29 protein-coding genes and 1 pseudogene are annotated in these 26409 nt (G+C 36.2%); 6 read left to right on the top strand and 24 right to left on the bottom strand.

Features of this window, described 5'->3' with window-relative positions:
* Positions 1-14: 14 nt before the first annotated feature.
* The 6 genes from dgoD to ACK3CR_RS00790 form a co-directional block, all read right to left on the bottom strand.
* Positions 15-1163: a galactonate dehydratase gene (gene dgoD, locus ACK3CR_RS00815; protein WP_488974562.1), complete on the bottom strand. Its 1149-nt coding sequence runs from the start codon at positions 1161-1163 to the stop codon at positions 15-17.
* A 1-nt stretch (position 1164) separates the two neighbouring features.
* Positions 1165-1809, bottom strand: coding sequence for a bifunctional 4-hydroxy-2-oxoglutarate aldolase/2-dehydro-3-deoxy-phosphogluconate aldolase (locus tag ACK3CR_RS00810; protein ID WP_488974561.1), 645 nt, complete (start codon positions 1807-1809; stop codon positions 1165-1167).
* A 15-nt stretch (positions 1810-1824) separates the two neighbouring features.
* Positions 1825-2778, bottom strand: a complete 954-nt coding sequence (locus ACK3CR_RS00805) for a sugar kinase (protein ID WP_488974795.1) — start codon at positions 2776-2778, stop codon at positions 1825-1827.
* Positions 2779-2791: 13 nt separating this feature from the next.
* Positions 2792-3550 (bottom strand): IclR family transcriptional regulator, encoded by a 759-nt coding sequence (locus ACK3CR_RS00800; protein ID WP_243509882.1) that lies wholly within the window; start codon positions 3548-3550, stop codon positions 2792-2794.
* A gap of 187 nt (positions 3551-3737) precedes the next feature.
* Positions 3738-4157 carry a hypothetical protein gene (locus ACK3CR_RS00795; RefSeq protein ID WP_430238729.1) on the bottom strand — a complete coding sequence of 140 codons (420 nt, stop codon included), beginning with the start codon at positions 4155-4157 and terminating at the stop codon, positions 3738-3740.
* Positions 4158-4168: 11 nt separating this feature from the next.
* Positions 4169-4960, bottom strand: coding sequence for an SDR family NAD(P)-dependent oxidoreductase (locus ACK3CR_RS00790; protein WP_430238731.1), 792 nt, complete (start codon positions 4958-4960; stop codon positions 4169-4171).
* A 1246-nt stretch (positions 4961-6206) separates the two neighbouring features.
* Here ACK3CR_RS00790 and ACK3CR_RS00785 point away from each other — a divergent pair.
* Positions 6207-6446 carry a YczF family membrane protein gene (locus ACK3CR_RS00785; RefSeq protein WP_123796572.1) on the top strand — a complete coding sequence of 80 codons (240 nt, stop codon included), beginning with the start codon at positions 6207-6209 and terminating at the stop codon, positions 6444-6446.
* Here the strand turns inward: ACK3CR_RS00785 and ACK3CR_RS00780 are convergent.
* The 5 genes from ACK3CR_RS00780 to ACK3CR_RS00760 form a co-directional block, all read right to left on the bottom strand.
* Positions 6439-7542 carry a GerAB/ArcD/ProY family transporter gene (locus ACK3CR_RS00780; protein ID WP_243509890.1) on the bottom strand — a complete coding sequence of 368 codons (1104 nt, stop codon included), beginning with the start codon at positions 7540-7542 and terminating at the stop codon, positions 6439-6441. The genes ACK3CR_RS00785 and ACK3CR_RS00780 overlap by 8 nt on opposite strands.
* A 57-nt stretch (positions 7543-7599) precedes the next feature.
* Positions 7600-8721: a GerAB/ArcD/ProY family transporter gene (locus ACK3CR_RS00775; protein ID WP_430238734.1), complete on the bottom strand. Its 1122-nt coding sequence runs from the start codon at positions 8719-8721 to the stop codon at positions 7600-7602.
* Positions 8722-8737: 16 nt separating this feature from the next.
* Positions 8738-9934 carry a Ger(x)C family spore germination protein gene (locus tag ACK3CR_RS00770; protein ID WP_488974560.1) on the bottom strand — a complete coding sequence of 399 codons (1197 nt, stop codon included), beginning with the start codon at positions 9932-9934 and terminating at the stop codon, positions 8738-8740.
* Positions 9924-11573, bottom strand: a complete 1650-nt coding sequence (locus ACK3CR_RS00765) for a spore germination protein (RefSeq protein WP_488974559.1) — start codon at positions 11571-11573, stop codon at positions 9924-9926. The genes ACK3CR_RS00770 and ACK3CR_RS00765 overlap by 11 nt, the downstream gene beginning before the upstream one ends.
* A gap of 178 nt (positions 11574-11751) precedes the next feature.
* Complete coding sequence (locus tag ACK3CR_RS00760; RefSeq protein ID WP_488974558.1) at positions 11752-11892, bottom strand: YfhD family protein; 141 nt, start codon at positions 11890-11892, stop codon at positions 11752-11754.
* A gap of 343 nt (positions 11893-12235) precedes the next feature.
* Between ACK3CR_RS00760 and ACK3CR_RS00755 the strand changes: the two genes are divergently transcribed.
* On the top strand, positions 12236-12781 hold the full coding sequence (locus ACK3CR_RS00755) for a CBO0543 family protein (protein WP_328124434.1): 546 nt from the start codon (positions 12236-12238) through the stop codon (positions 12779-12781).
* Between the two features lie 269 nt (positions 12782-13050).
* Here the strand turns inward: ACK3CR_RS00755 and ACK3CR_RS00750 are convergent, their stop codons facing one another.
* From ACK3CR_RS00750 to ACK3CR_RS00735, 4 genes are all read right to left on the bottom strand, one after another.
* Complete coding sequence (locus tag ACK3CR_RS00750) at positions 13051-13614, bottom strand: NADPH-dependent FMN reductase (RefSeq protein ID WP_243509903.1); 564 nt, start codon at positions 13612-13614, stop codon at positions 13051-13053.
* 274 nt (positions 13615-13888) lie between these two features.
* Entirely contained in the window at positions 13889-14407 is a 519-nt protein-coding gene (locus tag ACK3CR_RS00745; RefSeq protein ID WP_488974557.1) for a P-loop NTPase family protein, read from the bottom strand.
* Positions 14404-14940, bottom strand: a complete 537-nt coding sequence (locus tag ACK3CR_RS00740; RefSeq protein ID WP_243509907.1) for a GrpB family protein — start codon at positions 14938-14940, stop codon at positions 14404-14406. Before ACK3CR_RS00740 ends, ACK3CR_RS00745 begins: the two co-directional genes overlap by 4 nt.
* 19 nt (positions 14941-14959) lie before the next feature.
* The gene (locus tag ACK3CR_RS00735) at positions 14960-15955 is read right to left on the bottom strand and encodes a LacI family DNA-binding transcriptional regulator (protein WP_328124430.1); all 996 of its coding nucleotides are present in this window, start codon (positions 15953-15955) and stop codon (positions 14960-14962) included.
* A 155-nt stretch (positions 15956-16110) separates the two neighbouring features.
* On the opposite strand from ACK3CR_RS00735, the gene ACK3CR_RS00730 reads away from it, so the two are divergent.
* Complete coding sequence (locus ACK3CR_RS00730; RefSeq protein WP_243509911.1) at positions 16111-16530, top strand: PH domain-containing protein; 420 nt, start codon at positions 16111-16113, stop codon at positions 16528-16530.
* Between the two features lie 44 nt (positions 16531-16574).
* Here the strand turns inward: ACK3CR_RS00730 and ACK3CR_RS00725 are convergent, their stop codons facing one another.
* The 5 genes from ACK3CR_RS00725 to ACK3CR_RS00705 form a co-directional block, all read right to left on the bottom strand.
* Positions 16575-16784, bottom strand: a complete 210-nt coding sequence (locus tag ACK3CR_RS00725) for a DUF6366 family protein (RefSeq protein WP_243509913.1) — start codon at positions 16782-16784, stop codon at positions 16575-16577.
* A gap of 169 nt (positions 16785-16953) precedes the next feature.
* Positions 16954-18387: a sugar porter family MFS transporter gene (locus tag ACK3CR_RS00720; protein ID WP_488974556.1), complete on the bottom strand. Its 1434-nt coding sequence runs from the start codon at positions 18385-18387 to the stop codon at positions 16954-16956.
* 118 nt (positions 18388-18505) lie between these two features.
* Positions 18506-19558: a Gfo/Idh/MocA family oxidoreductase gene (locus ACK3CR_RS00715; protein WP_243509918.1), complete on the bottom strand. Its 1053-nt coding sequence runs from the start codon at positions 19556-19558 to the stop codon at positions 18506-18508.
* Between the two features lie 361 nt (positions 19559-19919).
* Positions 19920-21251, bottom strand: coding sequence for a peptide MFS transporter (locus ACK3CR_RS00710; RefSeq protein ID WP_243509921.1), 1332 nt, complete (start codon positions 21249-21251; stop codon positions 19920-19922).
* A gap of 326 nt (positions 21252-21577) precedes the next feature.
* Positions 21578-22093, bottom strand: coding sequence for a GNAT family N-acetyltransferase (locus ACK3CR_RS00705; protein ID WP_488974555.1), 516 nt, complete (start codon positions 22091-22093; stop codon positions 21578-21580).
* A 129-nt stretch (positions 22094-22222) separates the two neighbouring features.
* On the opposite strand from ACK3CR_RS00705, the gene ACK3CR_RS00700 reads away from it, so the two are divergent.
* From ACK3CR_RS00700 to ACK3CR_RS00690, 3 genes are all read left to right on the top strand, one after another.
* Positions 22223-22393 carry a hypothetical protein gene (locus ACK3CR_RS00700; RefSeq protein ID WP_488974554.1) on the top strand — a complete coding sequence of 57 codons (171 nt, stop codon included), beginning with the start codon at positions 22223-22225 and terminating at the stop codon, positions 22391-22393.
* A 111-nt stretch (positions 22394-22504) separates the two neighbouring features.
* Positions 22505-22747, top strand: coding sequence for a DUF5316 family protein (locus ACK3CR_RS00695; protein WP_243509931.1), 243 nt, complete (start codon positions 22505-22507; stop codon positions 22745-22747).
* 167 nt (positions 22748-22914) lie between these two features.
* A complete protein-coding gene (locus ACK3CR_RS00690) occupies positions 22915-23070 on the top strand; it encodes a hypothetical protein (protein WP_243509934.1) in 156 nt (51 codons plus the stop codon).
* Positions 23071-23124: 54 nt separating this feature from the next.
* Here ACK3CR_RS00690 and ACK3CR_RS00685 read toward each other — a convergent pair whose 3' ends face one another.
* The 4 genes and pseudogenes from ACK3CR_RS00685 to ACK3CR_RS00670 all read right to left on the bottom strand — a co-directional run.
* Positions 23125-23790, bottom strand: a complete 666-nt coding sequence (locus tag ACK3CR_RS00685) for an O-methyltransferase (protein ID WP_488974553.1) — start codon at positions 23788-23790, stop codon at positions 23125-23127.
* A 125-nt stretch (positions 23791-23915) separates the two neighbouring features.
* Complete coding sequence (locus ACK3CR_RS00680) at positions 23916-24659, bottom strand: MBL fold metallo-hydrolase (RefSeq protein WP_243520858.1); 744 nt, start codon at positions 24657-24659, stop codon at positions 23916-23918.
* 83 nt (positions 24660-24742) lie between these two features.
* Positions 24743-25690 carry an NAD-dependent epimerase/dehydratase family protein gene (locus tag ACK3CR_RS00675; RefSeq protein WP_488974552.1) on the bottom strand — a complete coding sequence of 316 codons (948 nt, stop codon included), beginning with the start codon at positions 25688-25690 and terminating at the stop codon, positions 24743-24745.
* A 166-nt stretch (positions 25691-25856) separates the two neighbouring features.
* Positions 25857-26404 (bottom strand): annotated as a pseudogene (locus ACK3CR_RS00670) (IS6 family transposase); the annotation flags it as partial.
* Between the last annotated feature and the right edge of the window lie 5 nt (positions 26405-26409).

The following is a 26409-nucleotide window of genomic DNA, read 5'->3' as shown; positions in this document are numbered from 1 at the left end:
CTAATCGCTAGTTTTTACCATTCTGCAACAGAACCATCCTTATGTCTCCATACTGGATTTCTCCAATTGTGCCCAACACTTGCCATCTTTCGTACATGTTCTTCATTGATTTCAATCCCTAAACCAGGACCATCTGGAATTTTCACATAGCCTTCTTCATATTTGAATACTTTGTTATCAACGATGTAGTCTAACAAGTCACTTCCTTGGTTATAGTGAATGCCTAAACTTTGTTCTTGAATAAACGCGTTATGACACGTCGCATCTACTTGGAGACAAGAGGCTAATGCAATAGGACCTAATGGACAATGAGGAGCTGCCGCAACATCGAATGCTTCTGCCATTGATAAAATCTTTTTACCTTCCGTAATTCCTCCTGCATGAGAAAGGTCAGGTTGAATAATATCAACATATCCGTCTGTAAGAAGCTTTTTAAAATCCCATTTCGAAAACATTCTTTCACCTGTGGCAATTGGAATCGCTGTAGCATGAGCAATTTCTCGCAATGCTTCGTTATTTTCAGGTAAAACAGGTTCCTCAATGAACATTGGGCGATAAACTTCAATCTCTTTTGCTAAAATTTTTGCCATTGGTTTGTGGACACGTCCATGGAAATCAATGCCGATGCCAACATAAGGGCCTACAGCTTCTCTTACAGCTGCAATTCTTTCTACTACAGCATCAATTTTTTCATATGAATCAACATACTGAAGTTCTTCTGTCCCATTCATCTTCACGGCTGTAAATCCTTTTTCAACGACATGTTTAGCGGCTTCTCCAACATCTGATGGACGATCTCCCCCAATCCATGAATATACTTTAATGGATTCTCTCGCCTTACCACCTAGTAGCTCATAAACAGGGGCATTATAATATTTCCCTTTAATATCCCATAACGCTTGGTCAATTCCTGCAATAGCGCTCATTAAAATGGGACCGCCTCTGTAAAATCCACCTCGGTACATCACATTCCAGTGATCTTCAATATTCAATGGATCTTTGCCAATAAGATATTCCATTAGTTCATGTACAGCTGCTCCAACTGTCGCTGCCTTTCCTTCAATAACCGGTTCTCCCCAACCAACAATTCCTTCGTCTGTTTCAATTTTTAAAAATAACCAGCGTGGTGGTACTTGAAAGAGTTCATAACTTGTAATTTTCATATTAAACATTCTCCTTTTGTTTTGAGTGTATAGCTTCTACATATTGACGGGCTTTTATTGTTAGCTCTTTTAAATAATTAGCGTTTATTTCTCTTTTTGTATTGACAAGGGAACTGCCAATTCCAAACCCTACTGCACCTGCCGCATGAAACTCCTCAATGTTATCCAAGTTAACTCCTCCGGTAGGAAGCAGTGGAATATGTGGAAGCGGCCCTCGGATATCTTTAATATATTGAGCTCCAATACTTGCTGGGAATACCTTTACAATATCGGCTCCATTTTCATAAGCGGTTAAGATTTCCGTTGGTGAAAAGGCTCCTGGAATACTTATTGCTCCATATCTCTTCGTCATTTTAATCGTTTCAATATTTACAGTAGGAGCCAATATGAATTGAGCTCCGGCTAAGATAGCTGCTCTAGCTGTCTCTGAATCTAGTACAGTTCCTGCTCCAACAAGCATTTCTCCTTTAAACTCTTTTGCTACTTTCTCAATAGCTTCAAGTGCGTTTGGGCTGTTAAGCGTAATTTCAATATTTTTTATTCCACCTTCATGCAAAGCTGAAGCAATTTGGACAACATCTTTTGATTCGGCACCGCGGATAATCGCCACAATTTTATGTTCTAAAATATGGGAAAGTAAATTCATCTTCTACACTCCTTTTTATCTTGTAACATCTTCACTTGTAACCGTATTCATAAAATGATATAGTTCCTCTTTATCTGGTAATCCTTCAATGTCTCCTTCAACAGTTACCACAATAGACCCAATAGCACATCCTCTTTTAACAGCTTCTTGTAGAGGAACATGATCAAGGAGTCCTGATAGAAAACCCGCCGCAAATCCATCACCAGCTCCGATTGGATCTACTACTTTATGAACAGGATAACCTTCTATATAAGAAGCCTCCTCTACGCTAGAATAATAAGCTCCCTTTTCTCCTAGTTTTACAACTACTGTTTCAACTCCGAGTTGATGAAATTGAGAACAAATTTTTTCCGGAGTCTGTTCTCCGAATAAAAATTCTCCTTCACTAATACCAGGTAGGATAATATCGGCCTCTTTTGCTACATCAATCAATGTTTCTCGAGCCTTATGTTCTCCCCAAAGCGTTTTGCGCAAGTTTGGATCAAATACGACTTTTAATCCATGCTTTTTTGCTATTTTAACAGAATAGAAAACGCTCTCATAACAGGATGAACTTAAAGCAGGTGTAATACCTGTAATATACAAGTATTTTGCGTTAGAGAGGTATTCCTCATTAATGTCTCCTTTGCTCATAAAGCTCGCAGCAGATCCTTTTCGGTAATAAAATACTTTTGTCTGTCTCTCATTTGTTTTTTCCTTGAGAAACAAACCTGTTGGGGACTCTTCATCACGTATGACAAAACTAACATCGACTCCCTCCCCCCTAAGAGTAGATAAAATTCGAGCTCCTAGCTCATCTTTTCCAACTCGACTAATCCAGCCGGTTTGATAACCAAGCTTAGAAAGACCAATTAATGTGTTACTTTCTGCTCCCGCTACTTTTGTGGAAAAATCTTGACAGTATCTCATTTTCCCCGTTGAATGGGGGTTGAACAATACCATTGTCTCCCCCAAACTAATCACATCCATCATACCCCTCCTTTTATTCTTTTTCTCCTGTATATCCAGCAATCCCCGATATTTTCTTTGATGTAGAAAGAAGCTTCTCTACAATCATGTTCTTATGTTTTAGCATTCTTTCTTTTGGTCCTGCGACACTAATGGCCGCTTCCATTATGCCGCTTGCTCCATAGACAGGAGCTGCTAGACAAAATAGACCTTCTTCATTTTCTTCATCATCAATGGAGTAACCACTTTCCACAAAAGAATCTAAATTTTGCTCTAACATTTCTTTGTTTGTAATCGTAGAGTCCGTAATTGGAACAAGCTCCATTCCTTGAAGTAGCTCTTTTCTTCGTTCTAACGGTAAAAATGCTAGAAATGCTTTTCCTAACCCTGTACAGTATAGTGGTTTTCTCTTTCCAAGCTGAGCAGTTGTACGAATAGAGCGATTGTTATCGATTTTTACTACATAAATGAGCTCTCCATCCGACAATAAAGCCATAAATACCGTTTCCTGTACATCTTCCATAAGCTTCTTTAAATAGGGTTTTCCTTCAGCGGAAATATCTAAAGAATCCATTGCGGCAGTTCCAATTTGAATTAGTTTTGGCCCAAGCTTATATCTTTTTAGCTGATCTTGATTTACGTAGCCTTCCTCGTGCAGCGTTGTAACGAGGTTAAATGTACTACTCTGCGGAAAAGCTAGTGAGCTACTAATTTCTTTTACTGTTAGCCCTTCTGGATGACGAGCTAATAGTTCAAAAACCCTTAATACACGTTCTGCTGACTTAACTGACATAAAGCACTCCTTTAAATCACATATGTGATTCGTAATTTTATATATGATTTTTACAATTTAAATACTAGCATAGCTAAAAAAAGAAAACAATCTATTTTTATTATTTTCTGAAAAAACACAAAAAAGACTGCTCGTAAGTTGTCGTACAAACTTTACGAACAGTCTAATATATATTTGCTTTTATGATTTAGGCCGTTGTACACCAATATAGCCCAAAGTACTTTTCCTCTGTCTCCGCTACAAAGAAACGATCATTCCACTCTGGTTCATATGCATAAGCACGTCTTACGATATTATCTGGAAAAATAAACGGTTTAATTTGTTCTGAAAACTCCTCTTTTAATTGCAACCATTCATTGTAAGTGACTTCTTGTAATGATAATTCTTCTCTCAGCTTTCCTTCTAGTTCAAATACATCCATCTCTTTTACAGTATGTTTTTGATACATATAATGATTTCTTAATTCAATAAACAAACACTTTGCCGTAAAATCTTCTAGAGAGCGAATTTCTCCCCATGTATTTTTTCTTTCATGCTCAAACACATAAATCATTTCTTCAGATGAAGAAGAATCAAACTCATCTTCTTCCATCACATAGTACCTCACTGTCTCTCCCCCTATAACGAACGAATAATCCCGCCTTCAACTCGCTGTGCCGCGCCATTAATAGCCGCTGCTTTTTCTGAAGAGAGAAACACAATAACACTTGCCACTTCTTCTGGTGTTGCATAGCGCTGTGTAAGAGATGTTGGTTCATTGACTTTAAAATAATCTTTTACAAACGTATCAAGGTCTTGTCCAGCAGCTTCTGCCGCTCCCTTCATATAGTTTGCAACACCTTCTGTCCATGTTGGACCAGGGAGCACAGAGTTAACGGTAACGTTCGTTCCTTTTGTTCGCTCGGCTAATCCTCTTGATAAGCTAATTAATGCTGTTTTTGTTAAAGAATATGGAATCATTTGTGGAAGAGGTTTAACTCCTGCTTCACTTGAAAGATTCAAAATACGTCCGCTGTTTCGCTCTAACATTCCAGGTAAAAAAGCTCGGCAAAGACGAATAGCGCTCATTACATTTACTTCAAAGTATTCTGTCCATTCTTCATCTGTCACATCTTCAAACTCTTTCACTTCAAAAAAGCCTAAATTGTTAACAAGTACGTCAAGCGCACCGATTTTGTTTACTTTTTCGATAAGTTCTTTACTTTCTTCCGCTTTTGATAAATCAGCGTGAAGGCCGTGAACAGTTCCAAGGGAAGATAGTTCTTCCACAACGGCTTCTACTTTCTCTTGAGATCTTCCATTAACAATTACATGAGCCCCTTCTTCTAAAAAAGCTTTTGCTGTTGCTTTTCCAATTCCTGCTGTTGATCCTGTGACTAATACAAGTTTGTCTTTTAATTGTAATTGCATTTCTAAACAACCTTCCTATTTCTAAGAATATACGAAAATTATATAATTAGCCTGAATTCATTACTATTATTTTGCTTACATAGACGATTCATACTCTTATTTGATTTTCACAAGAACTTTTATGTAATGAGCGGATATTGATAAGCTTATTTTAGCCATAATCCCTTTTTGCATGAATTGACAACTGTTATCTCTATCCGCTTTTTTATGAAAGGAACTTTTGAGACTTATAGATTAATAGAGGACAACATTGTAGAACAAATAAATCTTAATGATGAAGCAAAACGTATTTTTATTAACCTGTTGCTTCTTAAATAACTTTTCTCATCACGAAAGGAACCGGCGTATTGCCTTGATACAAGGCCTAACAAGTTCATAATAAACCCATCTACACGGTATCCAAATGAGCCTATTCCATATCCACTGAACAGGAAACCACACTAAATGTAACCACACCCAACAAATTCTTTTCCATATCCACTTTAAAACTACCTTTGAAAAACGTAGTACTGGAACCATTATTTCATGATAAAATGGTCGCAAAATATAAACGAAAAACAGATGAAAAGGAAGATATAAAATGTAATAAAAAAAAGGATATAGCATGTATTGCCACAGACTGACTATCATCCTTCTCCACAAGAAATATAATATGGGTAAAATAAGAAATTGCCAAAGCTTTTCTAATGGATATAAAATGAGCCACAGGAAAACCGGTTTTAAAATATGTATCCAAATAAACTGTCCTACAGGTTGGAAGATCGTTTGCCAAAACCAAAGGCAAGGGTAAACCATTCCCTTTTTTACTACTTGAAAGAGTACATAGAACGGAAAATAAAAAACAAAGATAATACCACGCAGTAAGTACTTACATCCCTTTATTAAATTTTCAAACAGTCTTATTTCTCTCCTTTCTATATACGTTTTTTTATTGCAAGTTTCATTTTTAAATATATGTATTCTCTAAACGGTTTTCAAGATAAAAATTTATTAAAGATGATACACACAAAAACCTCAACATATTTTCTTTATTCCTCTTCCCTAACCTTTATTCTTAATACTAAATAAAATTGCCTTTTCTCCCATTAAAATTTTTATTCTTTATGATTTCAGGAAGTATATCAGAACACTACATACTTATACTATAAAGAACTGATGTAAGCAATAATCTTTCTCTTAATCGCATTCTGGGAGAAACTCTCTTCGTAAAATATCCTATAACCATTTAATCGCAAATGAGGGAACAATGATGAAAGTATTGGCAATCACACTTATTGTTTTTCTATTATCTATTTTAAACCTTTTATTTATGGATTTTCTCTTAGGTTTTGATCTTTCTGAGTCCATATTACATCTTCTTAATCCCTTTTGGGTCATAAGTAGCGCAGAGTACGTCATGCTAGCAGGACTTTTTTTACTTGTTATTGGACAGCAAATCTATACAATCGTGAAAAAAAGAGCGAATAAGCAAGATGAATCTAATTAGCTTTCCTCTTTAAGATATTTCGTATCATAGAAATAAGTAATAATACTAAAGGGAGAATGATTAAAAGCGGCATGGAGAGATATTTAAGCACTATATCCAATCCTTCTTCTATGTGCTCAGAAAAACTAGAAGCTATTGTCATTGATAAAAAAATGACCACAATGCCTATCGGAAGAATAATGGGTTTGTGACTCTCTAATTTAAATAAGTCCACAAGTCCTATCATTGCACCGTACACAAGAACCGAAACTTTAAAGAAAACCGTCATCAGCAAAGTAAAGACTACAATAGCATCTAGTCTTTCAATAAAATTCAACAAATTGACCTTTCCAATCGTAGCTAATGTAGGAAACGTCGATCTTTCCATTATATTTATACCAAGTGCAGCCATATTCAGAACAGCTGTCCAACTTAAAACAAGACCGCTTGAGATAACAGAAAGTACCCACACTCTCTTTACTAATTCGGGACGATTTAAATATGGTAATAGCATCGTAAACACCAACATTTCCCCAAATGGAAAAATCATCGTGAAAGAGACCGTTGTCGTTAGAATAGGCCTCCAACCATGTTCTAAAAAAGGCCGTACCTGTTGTAAATTAATATCTCCTGATACAAGCACAAAAAAGTTTGCTGCAATTCCAAATAAAAGTAAAATAACAATAAATACTTCTCCTGTTCTCCCTATAACTTCAATTCCTAAATGAATGATATAACAAATCACTAAAACAAGGGTGAGGTTAATTGCTAGTAGCGGTGTGTTTGGCAAAGTTGAAGAAAGAAGTAAATCACCGAAATCACGTATGTTTCTGGCCGCTATGTACAAAAAAAACAAGCAATATATCAGTCCTAATCCCCACCCAATGTATTTTCCTACGATTTTTCTGATACACGCTGTAAAGGGAAGGTTAGGATATTGCCGAAATAATAGATAGTAAATGAAGAATAATAAGATTCCTCCACCCGTTCCTAAAAGAATAGAGAGCCAAGCGTCTTTCTTTGCTGTAATTCCATAACTAACAATTAAAGCAGTACCTAAGTTAAAAATAAACATTAAAGCAAAGAGTTGAATAACGCTTATTTTTGCTTTCTCCATTTTTTAGGCTCCTTTCTTTAATAGAGCTAATTATTTGCTCATCCTCTTTCCCATGATCTAAAGTCTTTTCCTCTTTATATACTGACGAACCATTAGCACAGCTAACATAATAAAAGGAATCATGATGAATAAGATCAAAACCACATATTGATTAATAACACCTTCTTCTGTCTGTTCCGAAAAACTTGAAGACATCACAAGAGATAGAAAGATGACAACCGTTCCAATTGGTAAAAGAATGTGATTGTAGTTCTCTACTTTGAATAAATTGGCTATCCCGATAACCCCTCCATATAAATAAACAGAGGCTTTAAAAAACACGGTAATTAATAAAGTAAAAACGACAATTACGTCCATCCTTTCAATAAACTCAAGCAAATGGACCTTTCCTACCGCCATTAATAATGGAAAAGTTGATCTTTTCATGGCCTCTAAACCAAGAACAGATATATTTAGTATGACAGTCCAGCTTAAAATCAAACCACTTAAAATAACTGCTGATATCCATACTCTTTTCACTAATTGTGGGCGATTTAAATACGGCAGAAGCATCGTAAAAGCGAGCATCTCGCCAAATGGAAAAGAAATAAGAGTTGGAAAAGTTGTCCTCAAAATCGGCTTCCAGCCATGTTCAAGTACAGGCCGTATTCGCTCGAAATCTACATCTCCTGATACAAGCACTAAGAAGTTCCCTGATGCTCCGAGCACGACCAGTATGACAATAAATACTTCTGCTGTTCTTCCTAATACTTCTACTCCTAAATGAATGACATAACAAATAACAAGAATAAATGTGAGATTAATGACTAATAAGGGAGTATTTGTCAAAGTAGATGAAACAATTAAATCACCAAATTCACGTACATTTCTTCCACAAATATATAGAAAAAAGAGACAGTATATCAGACCAAGCACCCAACCTAAATATTTACCAAATATCTTCCTAATATATTCAGTAAACAATAAATGAGGATATTGACGAAAGGAGTAATAGTGAATGAAGAATAAAGCTACACCTCCACACATGGCTAAAAGAATAGCTAACCATGCATCTTTCCCAGCTTTAGCACCATAACTGATCACTACCGCTGTTCCCATATTAAAAATAAGCATAAGGGAAAATAGCTGAATAACACTTATTTTTGCCTTCTCCATTTCTATCACTCCCTTCTTCGCCATTTCGCACTTACTCCTATTAAGATCTCGTAATCAGACCTGTTCGACGAATAATAGCCTGCACATTCACATGGACTTCTGTCTGCGGGAAAATCTCCTTTTGCCATGAGGACTCTATATTTTTCCATACATGTTTATTTGCAATATTAATTTGTTCACCAAAATTAAAAATATCACTTTTTTGTTTTTGAGCTTTTTCGACTGTTAAAAGGATTTCTTTCTTTATTTCTTCCTCTACTTCTTCATCTAACTTTGCTAGTACTTGTGATTTCCCAAGATCTTTAGCACAATTATTTTCTAGCACTAATCCTTCTGCATGAACATCAACATAGATAATGGGTTTTTGATGTTTAAATTTCACATGAACGTTCGACTTTGCCCGGGAGATTTCAATGGCAATCGCATCTTTTTCTTTTCCACAGTCAAGGTTTAAAACGGTAGTCTTCATTTCATTCATCACCCATGTCACTCCACGGGCATCGTCACCATTAAGCCATTTTTTTAATTTGCCATCTTTAAAAAGAGCAAGACCTTTTATGGCAATTCTCGCGCTTGGGTCAATCTGTTGTATATTTGTCATCGCATTTCCCTCGCTAGCTTTCCCTTCAACTTGTATTCCTGTAACACTTAAACTCCCTTGTTCTAAGCCTTGGATAACTTGGTCAGCACGTGTACTTTTATAGACGCCCCACTCTTTTTCGGAGTATTTCAAGGTATCTGAAATCTTAGTAGAAGGGATATCTTCTAATGGTGTTGCTATTTCTAACGTTCTTTTGGCTGTTGTATTCCCTTTTGTAATGAGAACAGGAAAAAGAACGCGAAACTGAGCATCTCGTTCAATGACATCAAACAATTCTTTAATCCCATCTTTTGCTACTTTTTCATTAATAATCATCACTTGAAGATGAGGAAAAAAGAGCTCGCCAGGCGCTTTTGTAGAAATTTTTCGAAGTGTTTCTGAAAGAGTACTTCCCCTCTCTGTGAATGTAGTGACAGGAGAAGCTTGGACTTTTCCTCCTTGTTGGCCCCCTGCAATTTGAGAAGGATTAGTGATTTGAAGAGTAACTTCGTATCTGTTCTTTGTCTTGTTACTACCTTTGTCAATTGCCATTCCTGATACGATACTCAACTTCTGTAGTTCTTCACGATCCCAGCAGCCAGATAATAAGGATAAACAAACGAAAAGAAGCAGAAATCTTACTAGCTTATGTCTCATTAGGATCCCTCTTTGATTCTTGATTTTTCATAGGTCCTTCTCTCTTTGAAGGGCCCCGATCTTGGTTATGATCTACTCTTTTGGTCTTGACTTGGCTAATTAGACGGGGGCGTTTGGATAAAAACGGTAAAGGCCATCGAATAATGGAATCTTTTTGATCAGCTAGCACGATAGGAGCAAAAGGAGTTAAGTAAGGAATACCAAATGAACGCAAACTGCACGTGTGGGCAACTAACACAATAACCCCTAATCCAATTCCATAAAGTCCAAAAAAGCTTGCCATAATCATCATTCCAAAACGAAGCAACCTTGTCGCATCTGTCATCGCATAATGAGGAATTGTAAAACTGGCGATAGCCGTTGCAGCTACAACAATAACCATCGCACTTGAAACAATACCAGCTGAAACCGCTGCTTCCCCTAATACAAGAGCTCCTACGATAGAAACAGCCTGACCTACAGGACGAGGCATCCGAATTCCTGCTTCCCGTAATACTTCAAACGTAAATTCCATTAATAGGGCTTCTATAATAATCGGAAAAGGAATGTTTTGCCGCTGTGCAGCTAAATTAACTAATAAAGGAGTTGGAATCAATTCAGGATGAAAGGAAATAAAGGCAACAAACAACGATGGACCTAGAAGAGTAATTAAAAAAGAAGTAATTCTCAGTAACCGTAAAAAACTAGCCATTGTCCATCGTAAATAATAGTCTTCTGCTGTTTGAAAGAATTGATTCCAAGTCGCAGGCACGATAAGAGGAATTGGTGTTTCATTAACAAAGATAACAATTCGGCCTTCTAGTAAATTACCTGCGACTACATCTGGTCGTTCTGTAGCAAAAATGGTTGGCCATGGTGTCCATGTTTCATCTGAAATCCACTCTTCAACCGTATTAGAACCATATACTTCATCAACTTTAATTTTATGGAGTCTTTCTTTAACCTCCGTAAGCAATTTATCATTTACAATTCCTTTTACATACATAATCCCAATTGTTGTTTGGGTAATCTCCCCTAATTCCATTGTCTCTAACCATAGATTAGGGCTTTTAATTCGGCGACGGACCATTGCTGTATTACTAATGAGTGACTCCGTAAAGCTATCTCTAGGTCCTCTTACTGAAGATTCAGCAACAGGTTCTGAAATAGCCCGGAGATCTCCTCCTTGGGCAGCGCAAGTAAACCCCTGATTCCACCCATCAATTAAAACAATCGTTTCTCCTGATAATAAAGAAAAAAATAGTTTGTTCCAGTCCACTACATCTTTTACATTTGTGATGGTTAGCATGTGTTCTTTTATGTATGCTCCTACTTGGCTTGGTGAAGAGAAATCTTCTTCTTCAGCTAGATTTGCGTTACTCATGAGCTGTTTAATAATACCTCTTCCCAAGATTTCCTTATCTGTTAAGCCATTTATATAAATAGAAGCCACTTTACGAACAAAAGGTTTCCCCATCGTAAAGTTCCTAACCACTACATCCTCACTGTTCCCCAAAGTTTCCTGTATCTTTTTTATGTTCTCTTCTAAAGAAGACTTAAGCGCCTCCTCATTTGAAGTAACCGCTGTTTCTTCATAGTAAGGAGCCTCTTTTTTTGACTTTCTTTGTTTTTTTGTTAGACGTTTCCATCCACTGTTCATATCTTATGCCCCTCCAAGTGCCACCGAATGAAGAGCTCGATGTTTTCTGCTATCATTAATTGATAATTTTTCCTGAATTTGATTTTTTATACCCCTTTATTGTCCAGGAATGTGACTGTTGTTATGTAATGACAAAAGTCCTCAATCAATAAAATGATTGAGGACTTTTATGCATTCTTTATTTACGCTGAAAACGCATTTTTGTGCGTTCTGTAATCTCGTCTGCAAATTCCCCATTTACTATTTTTCCACTTCGAGGTGTTTGGGATAATTTTGCTTTATTTTTATGTTTATTGTTTCTTGACTGTCCTCTTGTCATAGTGATATCCCCCTTTTTTTTAAAAAAGCAAAAACGTAAAAAAACGGTTTTTTTATGTTTCTGCTCTATTTAAAGTATAAGGAAAAGAGATTGATTATAATCTGTATTTTTAATTCCTGTTGTGTTTTAAAATACCGTTTTTTATATTTATATTTTTCTTTTAGAACATAGTTTATTTAAAAAATATTTTGTTCTTTCGGTTAAAAAGAATAACTCTTCATCGCTCGTGCACACTATAAAAGATATTTTGCATATTAAATCTATCCGTCCGAAAATCACTTCTTTGTTAAGCTTTTTTCATGCAGATTAGATTATGAAAAAATATTATTAGAAAGGAAAAAATATGGCTAACAAAACTTCCATCTATAACAACTATTTTGAAAAACAAAATGATTTAAATCATGAAAAGCTACAGATTTGGCTTGATTATACCGTTTTTAGCTGGAGATGGTGGTTAGGCGTCTTTATGATCGTTTGTTTAATTGTAATATGGCTGAAATTTAGAAAAAAAGAAAGCACAGATAGACTATTGTATACAGGGCTTTTTGTTGCTATCTTAGCCTCTTTTCTTGATATGATTGGTGATTTTCTCGGATTGTGGGATTATCGATATGAAGTTTTTCCTTTGACACACAATTATTTTCCTTGGGATATCTTTCTTTTACCTATTTCAATTATGATTACTTTACAAATTAAGCCCAACATGAATCCCTTTATAAAAGGCATTATTTATGCAGGACTCTCTTCCTTTATTGGTCTCCCTCTCCTCACATGGCTTGATATTTATAAACCAATAAAATGGGAGTATATCTACTCCTTTCCAATTCTTCTTATTATTTACCTTGCCGCTCATTACATTTCTTTGCGAAATCAATTTGAGAAAGTATAACTCCATATTTTTTCTCCCAACCTAGAGAATTGGAGCCTTATTTCGTTCCTGTTTTCTAGGTCATTCTACATTTTTTAATGTGACACCCTACATACACTTTACTCCGTTAACCATTCTATTTCGTTTTTCGTTGAATTCTCTTCTTCTTTAGTTATTTTTTTGAACATTGCTATCGCTCGGTTGTTATTTATATAATTACTAATCCCCTTTTTGAAAATCATCTACAAATAGAATAAAAAGGAACTTCTCTTGTGGAAGTTCCTTTTTATTTAGACAAGGGGCGCTTTTTTCTTTTTTATTTCCGTAATAATGCTTTCTATTAATAACTCTAAAGAGAGTCTTGTATCTTTATCTATTGCTTCACCTTTTGAATTCAATTTCGTTCTAACAGATGAAATGACAAGCGTTCCATTTTTCACAACGTTAGCATTCAGCATTTCTAATGTTTGTAGAAAAGACGCCTGTGCTTTTTCTCCTCCCGAGACCATAGGAGAAGCCGTAATAACAGCTACAGTCTTATTTAACAGCTGACCTGATGAAACAAGCCAGTCAATTGCATTTTTCAGTACTCCTGGTATGCCACGAGCATACTCTGGCGTACAAAAAATAAGGGCATCCGCTTCGTTTAATTCCTGTCTGAACTCCTCGATAACTTTTGGTCCTTCTTCATTATCTAAATCCGGATTAAAATGCGGAAACTCTCCAATCTTATCGTAAATAGAATAGTCGATATTACCTTCGAAAAAAGAAGCTAGATTTTCTAATATGTTCGTATTTATTGAACTCTCTCTTATGCTTCCTGAAATAGCCACAACTTTTTTACGTTTTCCCATTCTATCACCTCTAGAAATAGAATACTCTTTTCTGGATTTAAAAAGCAAAGGATTGAATTTATAGCAGTAACAATTTTTCTTTTAGCACATAGTTTATTTAAAAAATAAATATAAAAAATGCGTATTTCCAAAAATGAGATAGTATTCAGAAAGTAACATAAATATTGTGAGTGTTTAATGTTTTGTTTTCTTTAGATATATTTCATTCATTAAGTTCACAAAGTGAATTAATAACAGAAAAAAAGTGTTTCTCTCCTATTATAGAAACACTTTTTTATTTTAGATTTTCTAAATATCTCTTAATTTCCTTTTTACTTTTTAAAAGAATAACCTTATTGCTTGAATTTAGCTTTTGAAAAGCCTCAAAGTATTCAGCCATTCTTTTCTTACGACCGTAATAAGTTGTGCAGATAATTTTAAGAAATGTCCAATCTAGCTTTTCTTCGCATCCTTCTCCTAAATCAGCGCGTGTTCTTCCTCTATTCATCCAAAAGCGTTTTACCACGCGGTAAAGACAAACATGAAGAGGAAGTTCAAGATAAATAATCGTATCTGCTCTTTGTAAGCGAATTTGAAAAGTGTTTTTGTAGTTTCCTTCCATAATCCACTGATCACAGAGAATAATGTCTTGCTGAGATTTTGAAAACTCTTCTAACGATGCTTCTACCCAATTTGGTTTCCAAAACAATGCATCTAAATGATGAACCTCAATATGCAATGCTTCTCCGAGTTTCCGTGCAAACGTCGACTTTCCAAATCCTAGAGAAACCCCCACAACCATAATACGGTTCACTTTACCTCTCTCCTTCGTCGTTCTTCTCCCCAAAGAGATGCTTTATGAGCTAGTGCTGTTACAAACTCCCTCTTTCCTTCTTGATACTGATAATGAAAATCTGGAAATTCTCGCGCTAGCTTTCTCTTTAATTCTCCGTAAGCTCTTGCTTCTAGAGGATGGTGAAGCAAATACTTTTTAAAGTCTAGGAGTTGTTCAATATGCGCATGACCGCTTTGGAAAATATGAACATGATGTGTTCTCTTCTCTTTTCCTTTTACAAAGTAGCGCCTTCCAGTAATACCATTCTCTCCTTTAGCACTGTAGCCCACTCCAATCATTTCTTTTTCATAAGAAGCGATTCTCTCAATATTAGACACTACAACTAAAATATCGATAATAGGCTTTGCATATGGAATAGTGTGAACAGAGGTACTGCCAATATGAAACATATGGATAACATTATCTTTTAATATTTCATGGAGCAACTCTTTCTCTTGTTCATATAGAGCCCCCCACTGTTCTGTCCAAGAATATAGTTCCGTTTTTCTCACATCATCCCTCCTCATTGCTTTAGATACTTGCTGTAGACTGTCGTACAATAAGTTCAGGAGCCATAAGCAGGCGCTCCTTATATCCTTTGGACTCTTCCATTTCTTGCCGTAATAAATCAACAACTTTTGCGCCCATTTGTTTTATCGGTTGAGAAACGGTTGTCAGCATTGGAGCTGTTGTTGTTGATAAAACTGTATTGTCAAATCCAACAACGGAAAGCTCACGTGGTAAGTCAAGTTCAAGCTCTTTAGCTGCTTGAATTACACCAGCTGCTAGCAAATCGTTACATGCAAAAATAGCGGTTGGTTTCTCATCCAATAAGAGAAGCTTTTTAGCACATTCATATCCTTTTTGAATTGTCGCTTCTGTTTTCATGATATATTCTGGTTTCACATCTATGCCCGCTTCTCTCATAGAGTCCTTATAGGCCGCTAAACGCGGTTCGTTACTGCGAACGTTTTCAGAAATGATTGCAATGTCTTTATGTCCTAAATCCAGCAAGTGTGATGTTGCTAAATAGCCTCCTTTATAATCATCAACAGTGACCGTGTTAATCGAAAGCTGAGGGATTTCGGAAGCAATTAAAACACTTGGAATTCCTCTTTCAATTGTTTCTTGCAGCAAAACCGTGCTTCTAAATGCAGAAGCAACAACAAGTCCGTCTACTCGTTGACTCGTTAACAGAGCTAAATAATTTCTTTCTTTTTCTGTATTATTATCTGTGCTGCACAACATTACATTTAATCCTACTTCATGACTGCGATCTTCAATACTTCTTGCAATTCCTGCATAAAAAGGGTTCGATATATCAGGAACAAGAAGTCCAATTAATTTGGTTCGCTTTCCTCTTAAAGAAGCTGCTGCTGCATCAGGCTTGTAGTTTAATTTTTGCATTGCTTGAAACACTTTTTTTCGCGTTTTCTCACTAATTTTCCCGCTATCATTGATTACTTTTGAAACCGTTCCAATAGAAACGCCGGCCTCTTCGGCAACGCTACGGATCGTAATTTTCATTTTTTCCTCCTTTCTCTCCAGAAATGAGTATGTATTTATGTAATAATGAACGTAAATGAACCCATTTATTATAGCATAGAACTTTTTTCTACAGCACAGCCACTCTACTCCTAGACTTTAAACCGTATTCTTAAAAAGAAAGGAGGAAAAGAGCCATGTATTTTCCATCCCAAAAAGACCTATGGGTTATTATTATAAATTGGATTGTTATTTTCGCTTGTTTCACACCTATTATTATTAAAAGAGACTATGAAGCTCTTTTTTTCACTCTTCCATTAGCACTCTTTCTTCTGTTATGCTTTTTCAAAACAGGATATATGGTAGACGAGAAATTGCTAATCATCCACAATGGTCCCCTAAAAAAGAAAGTTTCAATCAAAGATATCCAAAAGATGAAACGAACGAAAAATCCGTTAGCATCTCCTGCTCTTTCACTAGATAGAATCGAAATCACGTCGCATTCTCATAGCGGCATCCTGCTCGTGTCTCCTAAAAACAAACGGGAGTTTATCTCTCTATTAAAAGAAGCCAATCCAGATATTAAAGTCGATAAAAATTTAACGGAGTCCTTCTAACTTTATTAACGGCTGTTTTTGTATAAGAAAGAGGTCGCCTCACTTCAAATTAGGGACGCGACTATAAACCCTATTATGATGACAATGAGGAGTATTCCCATCCCTTTCCAACTTAAGCCTCCTACTAAATCAGCAAGGTTTCCCATTTCAGCCCTATTAAACGCATCGTTCATATTTCCAGTAGAGTTTCTTTTTAATTCTTCTCCTCTTAGTCTTTCTCTTCTTCTTTCAGGTGTTTCTTTGTTTTCATTCATTATCACACCCCCATTTTCTATCATCCTCTTTATATCAATCTTGTCTTAATCGTTTACAATAAAATTTTAACACATTATGGTAAATTGATGAATTTTCATATTAGAAAATCCTCCTCTATCAATCCTACCCCTAAAAAAAGACAGCTTCATTTAAGCTGTCTTTTTCTTATTACTGTTTCACTTGTCTCTGCAGTTCTGATTGAACTCCGTTATCGTCATAAGAACGAAAATGCTGTTCAATTTCTTCCAGTGAATATCCTCTTGTTTCGGGCAAGTATCTATAAACGAAAGCAATAGCAAACACACCGAGAATGGCAAAAATAAAGAACGTCATAGCTAACCCAATTGAAGAGAGTAACATGGGGAACGTTAAGCTGATTGAAAAGTTAACGATCCACATCCAAAATACGCTAAAGCCCATCCCTAATCCTCTCATTCCAAGAGGGAAAATTTCAGCAAGCGTAAGCCATGTTACAGGACCAATTGCCCCTTGCATAAAAGCAAGGAAGAGAACCGTGAGTGAAAGAACAACATAAGGAAGAGCAGGAGATCCTTCTAGAAGCATTGAGAAAAGTCCGATTAGGAAAAGAGAAGTCGTTGTTCCACAAAGCCCAATAATAAGCATTGGACGACGGTTTACTTTTCCAAGCAGCCAAATCCCAACGAGCATGGCGCCCATCGAAATGATGCCGTTCGCTACATTTCCGATTAGTGCAGCTTTAATTCCTAACCCAGCATCTTTTAAAATTTCAGTTCCGTAATACATAATGGCATTTACACCATTAATTTGGTTCACAACTGCAATCCCAATTCCTAAAAACAATATACGTCTTATCCATGGTGTTGATAAATCTTTTATCGTAGCTTTTTTCATTTTAGATTCTTTAGCTATCGACGTTTTAATTTCCCTTAACTCTTCATTTGCTTGCTTTTCTTTTCGAATTTGTTTTAGTACTTTTAATGCCTCGCCTATTCTCCCCTTTGAAGCAAGCCAGCGCGGACTTTCTGGCACAATAAGCATTCCAAACCATAGAATTACAGCAGGAAGAGAAGCGATGACTAGCATATAGCGCCAAACATGTCCAACTTCTCCTAATGTATTGCCTAAAATAGCGTTGAATGTAAAAGCTAAAAATTGACCGGTCACAATCATGAATTCATTTTGCGTCACAATCTGCCCTCTTTTTTCAGCTGGTGCCATTTCAGCTAAAAATGTCGGCACTGTAACAGAAGCACCTCCAACAGCTAGACCGAGTAAAAACCTAAAAACAACCATGAGTGTTGTGTCTGACGCTAGTGTACATCCAAGTGTTGCACCAAAAAATAATAAAGCTAAAAACATAATATTTTTGCGACGGCCATGACGATCTGAAAGTTGTCCTCCAAACAAGGCCCCAAACGCAGCCCCTAACAAAAGGGAGCTTGCAACCAGTCCTTCTGTAAAGGGAGTAAGGCTGAGCTGATCAGGCCTTGACATATAAGGCAATGCTCCGTTAATTACCCCTGTATCATACCCAAAAAGCAAACCGCCAAAGGTTGAAATAAACGCAATTATTTTTATTTTCTTCGCTGGCTCCCTGTGTTTCCCTGTATTATCTCCCACATCGTGTTCCTCCCGTTCTCATAAACTATGAAACTCACAACTGGTAACGCTTTCAAACATAACCCCTTTTCTCTCTTTCATAGCAAGCAAACGATGTCTTTCTACGATGGAACAATCGTTATGTTGTAGAACGAGCCACGTTATGAGGAGATTGAACGGTAACAAGCTCTCCTGTCTCAAATGATTCTTTGCAAGCATATCCTAAAGCAGTGGATAAAACGCCATCTTCTACTGTTACGGCTGGTTTTCTTTCTTCTCTTATGCAATGAATAAACTCTTCTACTTCACTTAAGTATGCTTGTTCAAATCTTTCTAAAAATCCTTCTGAACACTCTTTTACAGCTCCTGTTTCATTGAATACTGTGACCATATTTCGCTCTGGTGTTGTTCCAATTCTTAAGGTTCCTTCTGTTCCGATGATTTCGGTTTCAATATGATAGCCGTGTGAACAATTTCGACCTGCTACAAAAACACCCATTGTTCCGTTTTCAAATTTCACTAAAGCAGCTCCTGTTTCAGCATCATTTAATTGTCCGATTTCGGGATATCCGTAAGCACCACCAATTGCCCATACTTGTTTTGCTTCTGAATTAAGATACCAACGTGCTAGATCTAAATCATGAATAGCCATGTCTAAAAATAAACCACCGCTATAGTTGTTTTTCGCAAAACTCATAAAGCCACCTATTGCTTTACTTGGGTCAAGTCCGTAGCAGCGAATCAAGACAGGTTCTCCGATTGCTCCTTTTTCTACTTTTCTCTTGGCATATGCGTATGATTTATCATATCTTCTCATAAAACCAAGCATAAATACTTTGTCCTCATGCTTCTTAACCGCTTTCTCAACGCGCACTGCTTCTTCTAAATAAAGACCAAGCGGTTTTTCGCTAAAAACGTGAAGATTTGCCTCGAGCGCTTTTTCAATTTGCTCACAATGAAAACCAGATGGAGACGCAATTAAAACAGCATCTAATTCTTCATTTTTAATCATTTCATCGTAGTTTGTGTAGGCATATTTTACACCCCACTCTTCTTGCGCTTTTTTCGCTTCTTCTTCAATAATGCTGCATACAGCAGTAAGTTCGCAGTTTGGGATACGGAACGCTAAGTTCTCCGCATGCTGTCTTCCTAAACGTCCAAGTCCAACGATTCCAACTTTCACTTTTTTCATGATAGATTCCTACCTCTCCTTTTAGTATGGTGTTTCTCCCCCTATTAAGTAAGCGCTTACTTTGTCGTCGCGAGTGAGTAAAAAAAGATAACTAATACAATATCGAATATTCAGTCTTTTGATAATGAAATTAAAGAAAACGTTTTCCCTATGTTTCTGATTATATACTCGCCTTTAGTTTGAAGTCAACAACTTTATTCCCCTATAAAAACAAGACATAATGACTGTATAGAGTCTTATTAATCGTTATTATCCTGTTTCTTAATATTTTCGAAAAAAGCTTTATAATAAAATGAGGAAAACGTTTTCTCAAAAAGTGAATATACTAAAAAAAGCTGCCTTCTAAAAAGACAGCTTTTGATTAATCCATTAATTTTGCAATTGGTTTTGAAAGGAATAAGACGATAATTCCAAGAACAATGGTTACGGCACTAATTACACCGAAGATTTCCAAATATCCAAATGATTGCGTATATGTTGCTAACACCCCTGCTAGCTTGTTTGCTACTGCAGAACTTGCCATCCATACTCCCATTAGAAGAGAAGCAAGTTTCAGTGGAGCAAGTCTACTTACCATTGATAGTCCAACTGGTGAAATCATCAGTTCAGCTAGCGTGTGTAGGAAATAAGTGAAAACCATAAACAATAAGTTTACTTTTAATTCTGAGCTGTTTCCTGTTTGTAATACAGCAGATACTAATACTAAGAACCCTAAACCGACGGTGATTAATCCCATCCCCATTTTTGTTGGTGTTTTAAAGTCACCGCGTTTTGATTTCCCAAGCTTGTACCAAACAATAGACATAATTGGCGCTAATAGAACGATAAACATTGCATTTAGTGATTGGAACCATTCTGTTGGAACGGTGAAGCTTCCAATATGACGGTCAATATGTTCTTGCGTGTATAGAGTGAGCGAGCTTCCTGCTTGTTCAAACGCTGTCCAGAAAGCAATCGTTACGAAAGCTAAAATAACAATCGCAAGTGTTCTCATTTTTTCTTGTTTTGTTAATGGTGCTTTTGTTGTATGTGTTTTTTCTTGCTGAATTTTTCTTGTTGGTTTAAGACCAAGATCACCTAAGTAACGTTTTGCTAATGTATTAAATAAAACTTGCCCAACAATCATTCCGATTGCCGCTGTTAGGAAACCATATTTATAGCTCATTAATCCAACAACGAGCGGTGCGAAAAATGCTCCAACGTTAATTCCCATGTAGAAGATGGTAAACGCTCCGTCACGTCGAGGATCGTTTTCTTCGTATAGGTCTCCAACAAGCGTTGAAATGTTCGGTTTAAAAAATCCATTTCCGATAATAAGTAGGGCAAGTCCAATGTATAAAGCGGTTGTGCTTTGATGAAGGAAAATAGAGAAGTTCCCGACCGCCATTATGACACCGCCGAGCGTAATCGCTAATCTTCGGCCAAGATAACGGTCTGTTAAATAGCCACCAATCATTGGCGTAATATAAACTGCACTTGTAAATGTGCCGTATAAGCTTAATGCTGTTGCTTTATCAACACCAAGCCCGCCGCTTGCGGCAGTAGCTGTTAAATACAAAACAAGAATAGCTCTCATTCCGTAATAACTAAATCGTTCCCATGCCTCTGTGGCAAATAATAAGTAGAGTCCAGGCGGATGTTTCTTTTTTAATTCCGCCGGCTGCTGTGTTTCTTTCTTTACAGCTGCTTCCATGATGAATCCCCCTAAAAAATCTCACAGCCTGATATCGTCTTTCATTTGTGTGAATCAACAAAAAAGTCAGAATATACATACTGTAATGAATATAATCTTTTATTATTTTATTAAAAAAGTATTATGTACGTCAATAAAATTATATAAAAAAATCAAAAAATAATTAAATACACAATAAAATGTTTAAATATAAGCTTTTAATTGAAAGGTATTTATCCCATAAAGTATTTTACTATACATTCAATAAAAACAAACTTTATATTACAATATTATAAAAATATGTAAAAACACCAAAAAAAGAGACCTACTAAATGGTCTCTTTTTTATTATGTTAAAAGGGAAAGATCATCCCATTTATAGGCCTCATCTTCAACAACATATCCCCCAAATTTGCTTTGGCGCCCTCTTGTATATGTACCTTTTAAAGATTGATAAAACCCCCGACCAGCACGATTATTTTTCATCACCCATACAAACATGGAAGAAACGTCATTTTGGATAAAATGAGCTGCGACCGCTTTAATGAGAGATCTTCCTACCCCTTTCCCTTGGCACTGATCTAAAAGGTATAGAGCATACAGTTCACCTTCACGCTTGTCATGAAGCATACACTGAGCCGCTGCAAATCCTACAACTTTCCCCATCTCATCTACTGCTACATACATAAACGTCTCATTTGCTTGATCATCGTAAAAGGACTGCCATTTATGCTGTGACATCTCATATGATAATTCATTTAGAAACGTCCTAGGTACCAAACCATCATATGTTGTTCGCCAGCTATCAACATAGATTTTTGCAATCTCTTTTATATCTCTTTCACTTGCTTTTCTAATTTTCAATGGATCACCTCTAATTTGTTATTATGCATTTTTTTCAATACTCTGGACATCAATCTTGTTATTTCCAATTTTTATCTTTCTATTGTAAAATAAAGAATAGGTAAATAAAGGATATGAAGGAGCTGTGCTATGTCACCATTACTTATCATCAATATTGTCCTCACAATTGCTTTAATCGCGCTCTATTTCGTTACTTTCAATCGAAAAAAAGGGCAAGCTGACACTGGAAATTCCGGCTTATATATGATAGGATTATTATTTTCACAAACAACACTAATGATTGTATTTAGCGTTATCTAACACTTCCTTGCAGAAATATGTTAAAATAGAATTAATAATCCATCAAGGAATCGAGGAATCAATTTGATTAAAAAAGGATTTATGATTGGCATTATTATATTGTTGGTGTCATTGGCCGCCTTTTATTTCACAGGGAACGGGTCATACCTTTACTTTATTTCAGGTGGCGTAGGCTGGGTTGCGTTCTTATTTTCAGCCGATTACTTCGTTCACAGTATCACATTAAAAGATAAAAATAAATTTTCTTTCGAAAAGAAAGACCGCAACATGAAGAGTTGGAAAAAATCAAAGCGATTGCTCTCAGTCGCTGTGCCGAACTTGGTCGCTGTAGCCATTTATTTTATCGTTAGCTAATCATCCAAGTTATAGCACACATGAATAACGGAGGAAGCTCGTTACTTTTTAGCGAGTTTCCTCCGTTATTTTTTATGTTCTCATCCTTCCCTCATTTTCTGTTTGACCTGCAATGCGTTTCATACTCTACACTTGAAACAAATATCGAAAGTGAGGAGAGATTTACGATGCTTTCTATTGTTATTCTCTGTTTTGTTATTTACCTTTCTGCTTACTTCTGCTTAAAAAGCAACGGACAATCGCTTGAAGTTGAAAAGATCGAAACATTTGATGATTACTTTGTAGAGTCTCATCACAACCACCCTAAGAAACCTTCCCTTTAAACTCATCCTATCCCAAAAAGCATCCATTCTTTAGATAAAGAATGGATGCTTTCTTTATCCTACAATACCGAAAACTAAACCATCATACCCTTTACTTCCAACCGTTTGAAGAGCTGTTGCATCAACTTGTTTTTCACCCGCTAATAGATCGATAAATTCGCGAATCCCTTTTACGCTTTCATCTTCACTGTCTTCTTCAATAACTCTTCCTTCTCGCACGACATTATCTCCACTAATAACCGTACCTTTCTTTGATAGTTGAAGAGCCCATTTTAAATAGTGCAGATTGTTAGGCTTATCATCATCAATGAAGATTAAGTCAAGCGGCTCTCCCTTCTCTTTTAACAATGGCAGCGTCTCAAGTGCAGAACCAACAATAATTTCAACAAGATGATCTACATGTGCTCTCTTCAAATTTCCCTGTGCTACTTCTGCATGCTTTTTATTCACTTCTAATGTTACAAGTTTGCCATCACTAGGGAGAGCTCTCGCAAGCCAAACCGTGCTATATCCTCCAAGTGTGCCAATTTCTAAAACACGTTTTGCTCCTTTTATCTTTGCTAGTAAGTGAAGAAATTTACCTTGAGTAGGCGATACATCAATTGCAGGCAACCCTGCTTTTTCATTCTCTTTTAACACTTCTTCAAATACATCGTGAGCACCAACTAATTTACCGTTCAGATACTGATCAACATCGTGCCAAATCTTCTCATTAGCCATTCCATCGCCCCTTTTTGAACAGCATTTCTTCTTTTCAATGAAATTATATTATGAAAGAATTTATTATTTCATAAAAAAATAAACTTAACGGCAATAACCGCTAAGTTTATTTTATAGGTCAAGTATTAAGACTTAGAATGTGACGTTAATTCTTGAAGACGTTTCTCGATATCTCCTTTAAATATTCCTCCATGATAACCAATTAACGTTTCAATCTCTAAGTGTTTAAATTTGTTGAGAGATTCGAGAGCTTGTTCCATATTTGGCGTAAATGGAGGATTCGGACCTAAAAGCTCACCATTTTCTACAATCATTGCGTCTCCTGCAATTAACGTTTTGCTTTGTTCATGATAAAGAGAAATATGTCCCGGCGTATGACCTGGTGTATGAATCACTTTTATTCCATCCGCAATAGGCAACGTCTCGCCATCCTTTAATACATGTGTCACATTTTTGTTTTCGGGATTATAAAACGTCTCATCAAACAATAAGCGTTCATGCTCATTTAGTGAACTTGTCATGTGTTTCTTCTTTTCTTCATCTAATTTAATAAACGGCTTTTCTCCATCAATATATGGCCTATCTTCTTCATGAGCGTAAATATGTAAGTTCTCGTTCTCCTCTATTAGCTGTGGCAAGCTTCCGATATGATCAATATCTTGATGTGTTAACAGAACTCCTGTAAGACGTTCAGGATTTAGATTTTCTTCACTCATTAAGTTGTAAAGCTCTTTTGCATAACCAGGCATTCCTGTATCAACAAGCACACAAGACTCTTTATCATAGATAACCGTAGGATAAACAACCATTTTCTGTTCTCCAGAACCCATTTCTAACTTCAGTATTTCTAATCCTTCAGCAATTTTCATGATAATCAAAGCGTAACGCTTTGATTCACCTCCTCATCAAACTTACAAATTTATTATATGAATTTCGCTTTTTTGGAGTCAATTTATCTGCCTTCAACACCTATATCTTTTTCCCTTTCAAGTAAACTTTGAACCGCATCTTTGATACTTTCTTTTTGAGAATATTTTGTTGTAAATCCAAGCTTCCTTATTTTTTCATCATTCCAAATCCGGTCCGTATGAAACGTCTTTAAACTATATGACATTGGATTCTCAACAACACAAGATAAATCGTAAATGTTAGCCTTCATTCCTCTTGCTTCGTCAGTCTCTTCCTTCAAGTTTCTCCATGTTGTATCAAACCCTTTTAATACAAATATATTTGTGCTTCCTGTAAGAAATGGGTACCTCCCGAGCCACTCCATTGCTCGCCCTACATCTCTTGTGTCAACAAGCGATACTTTCGTTTTACCATTTTTAACGAGTGGAAACTGATCATTCATGTGCTGTTGAAATAAGCGTGAGAAGAAAGACGTATAATCCCGACGACCAATTGCACTTGCTGGACGTAGTATAATTGTTGTTATACCTGTTTCTTCCCCTATCTTCCTCACTATTTCTTCTCGTCTCAGGAGCAGTTGTTGAATGGGATATTGTGGTTTTATGCAATATGACTCATCTAACGGCTCACTGCTATGAAAATCGTATACCACAATAGAACTTAGCTGAATGAATCGGTTTGCAGCACTTAAAGAAGCTGCTCTCACTAACTTTTTTGTAAGTTCAATTTCTACTGAATGCTCTAAATCAATCTTTGAACTTAAACCAACACTCCCTATACAGTTGTAAACAACTTCATGACCTTCGATTACTTCTTTGATGGATGCAGTATCCGAGTAGTCTATTTCAACAATCCTAACATCTAAAGACTTTAAAAAAGCAACGTTACGATGTGAACGTACAACAGCTGTCACTTCATGACCTTTTAATACTAATTGCTCAACAGTATGACTTCCGATAAACCCTGTACTTCCAAACACAATAGCTTTCATTTTTATCATTCCTTTATATATTTTTCACAAAAAACCATTTACTGGTTAGAACTCACTTATTATACTAATAAAAATACTTTCATTTTCATAGTACGGATATTTTTGATTCTGGCTCAAAAAATACTTGCTAGAAACATAGACTATCAATTCCCTTTAAATGGCTAGTTTATGAAGCTAATCCAAACAATTTATGAATGAATTCTTTTTGCTTTCGGGCAGATTTCATCCCTTGGTAAACTTGCTTCTTTTTGATCATATGCCTCGCTTCTATTCCACTCAAAATGTTCTTGGCTGTACGCAAAGATTTCAATTCTAACATCGCACGAACTCTCTTTTTAACAAAACAATGCTCTTGTTCCACGATGTTATTAAGATATTTCACCTGTCTTATTTGGATGCCTACGGGCATCTTTTTCTCTTTCTTCAACTCTTCAATTATTATAGGATAGGCTGGGTTATTGTCTACTGTGATAACACGGACTTTGAAACATAAAAAGACTGCAAAGCTTTCTTGAAAAAGCGCTTTGCAGCCTGATGATCCCGTGTTTTGCTTAAATAAAAATCAATCGTATTGCCTTCCGAATCAACAGCACGATATAGGTATACTCATTGCGCTTTGACCTTCACATACGCCTCATCGACTCGCCAAGAACCATTGGTTAGATTAAAGTGACGTCGTACTTGCTCACCTAATTCAGGACCATACTGATGAACTTTTA

The sequence above is a fragment of the Priestia sp. TRM10 genome, assembly GCF_057808375.1.
This window is presented reverse-complemented; position numbering and strand designations above follow the sequence as displayed.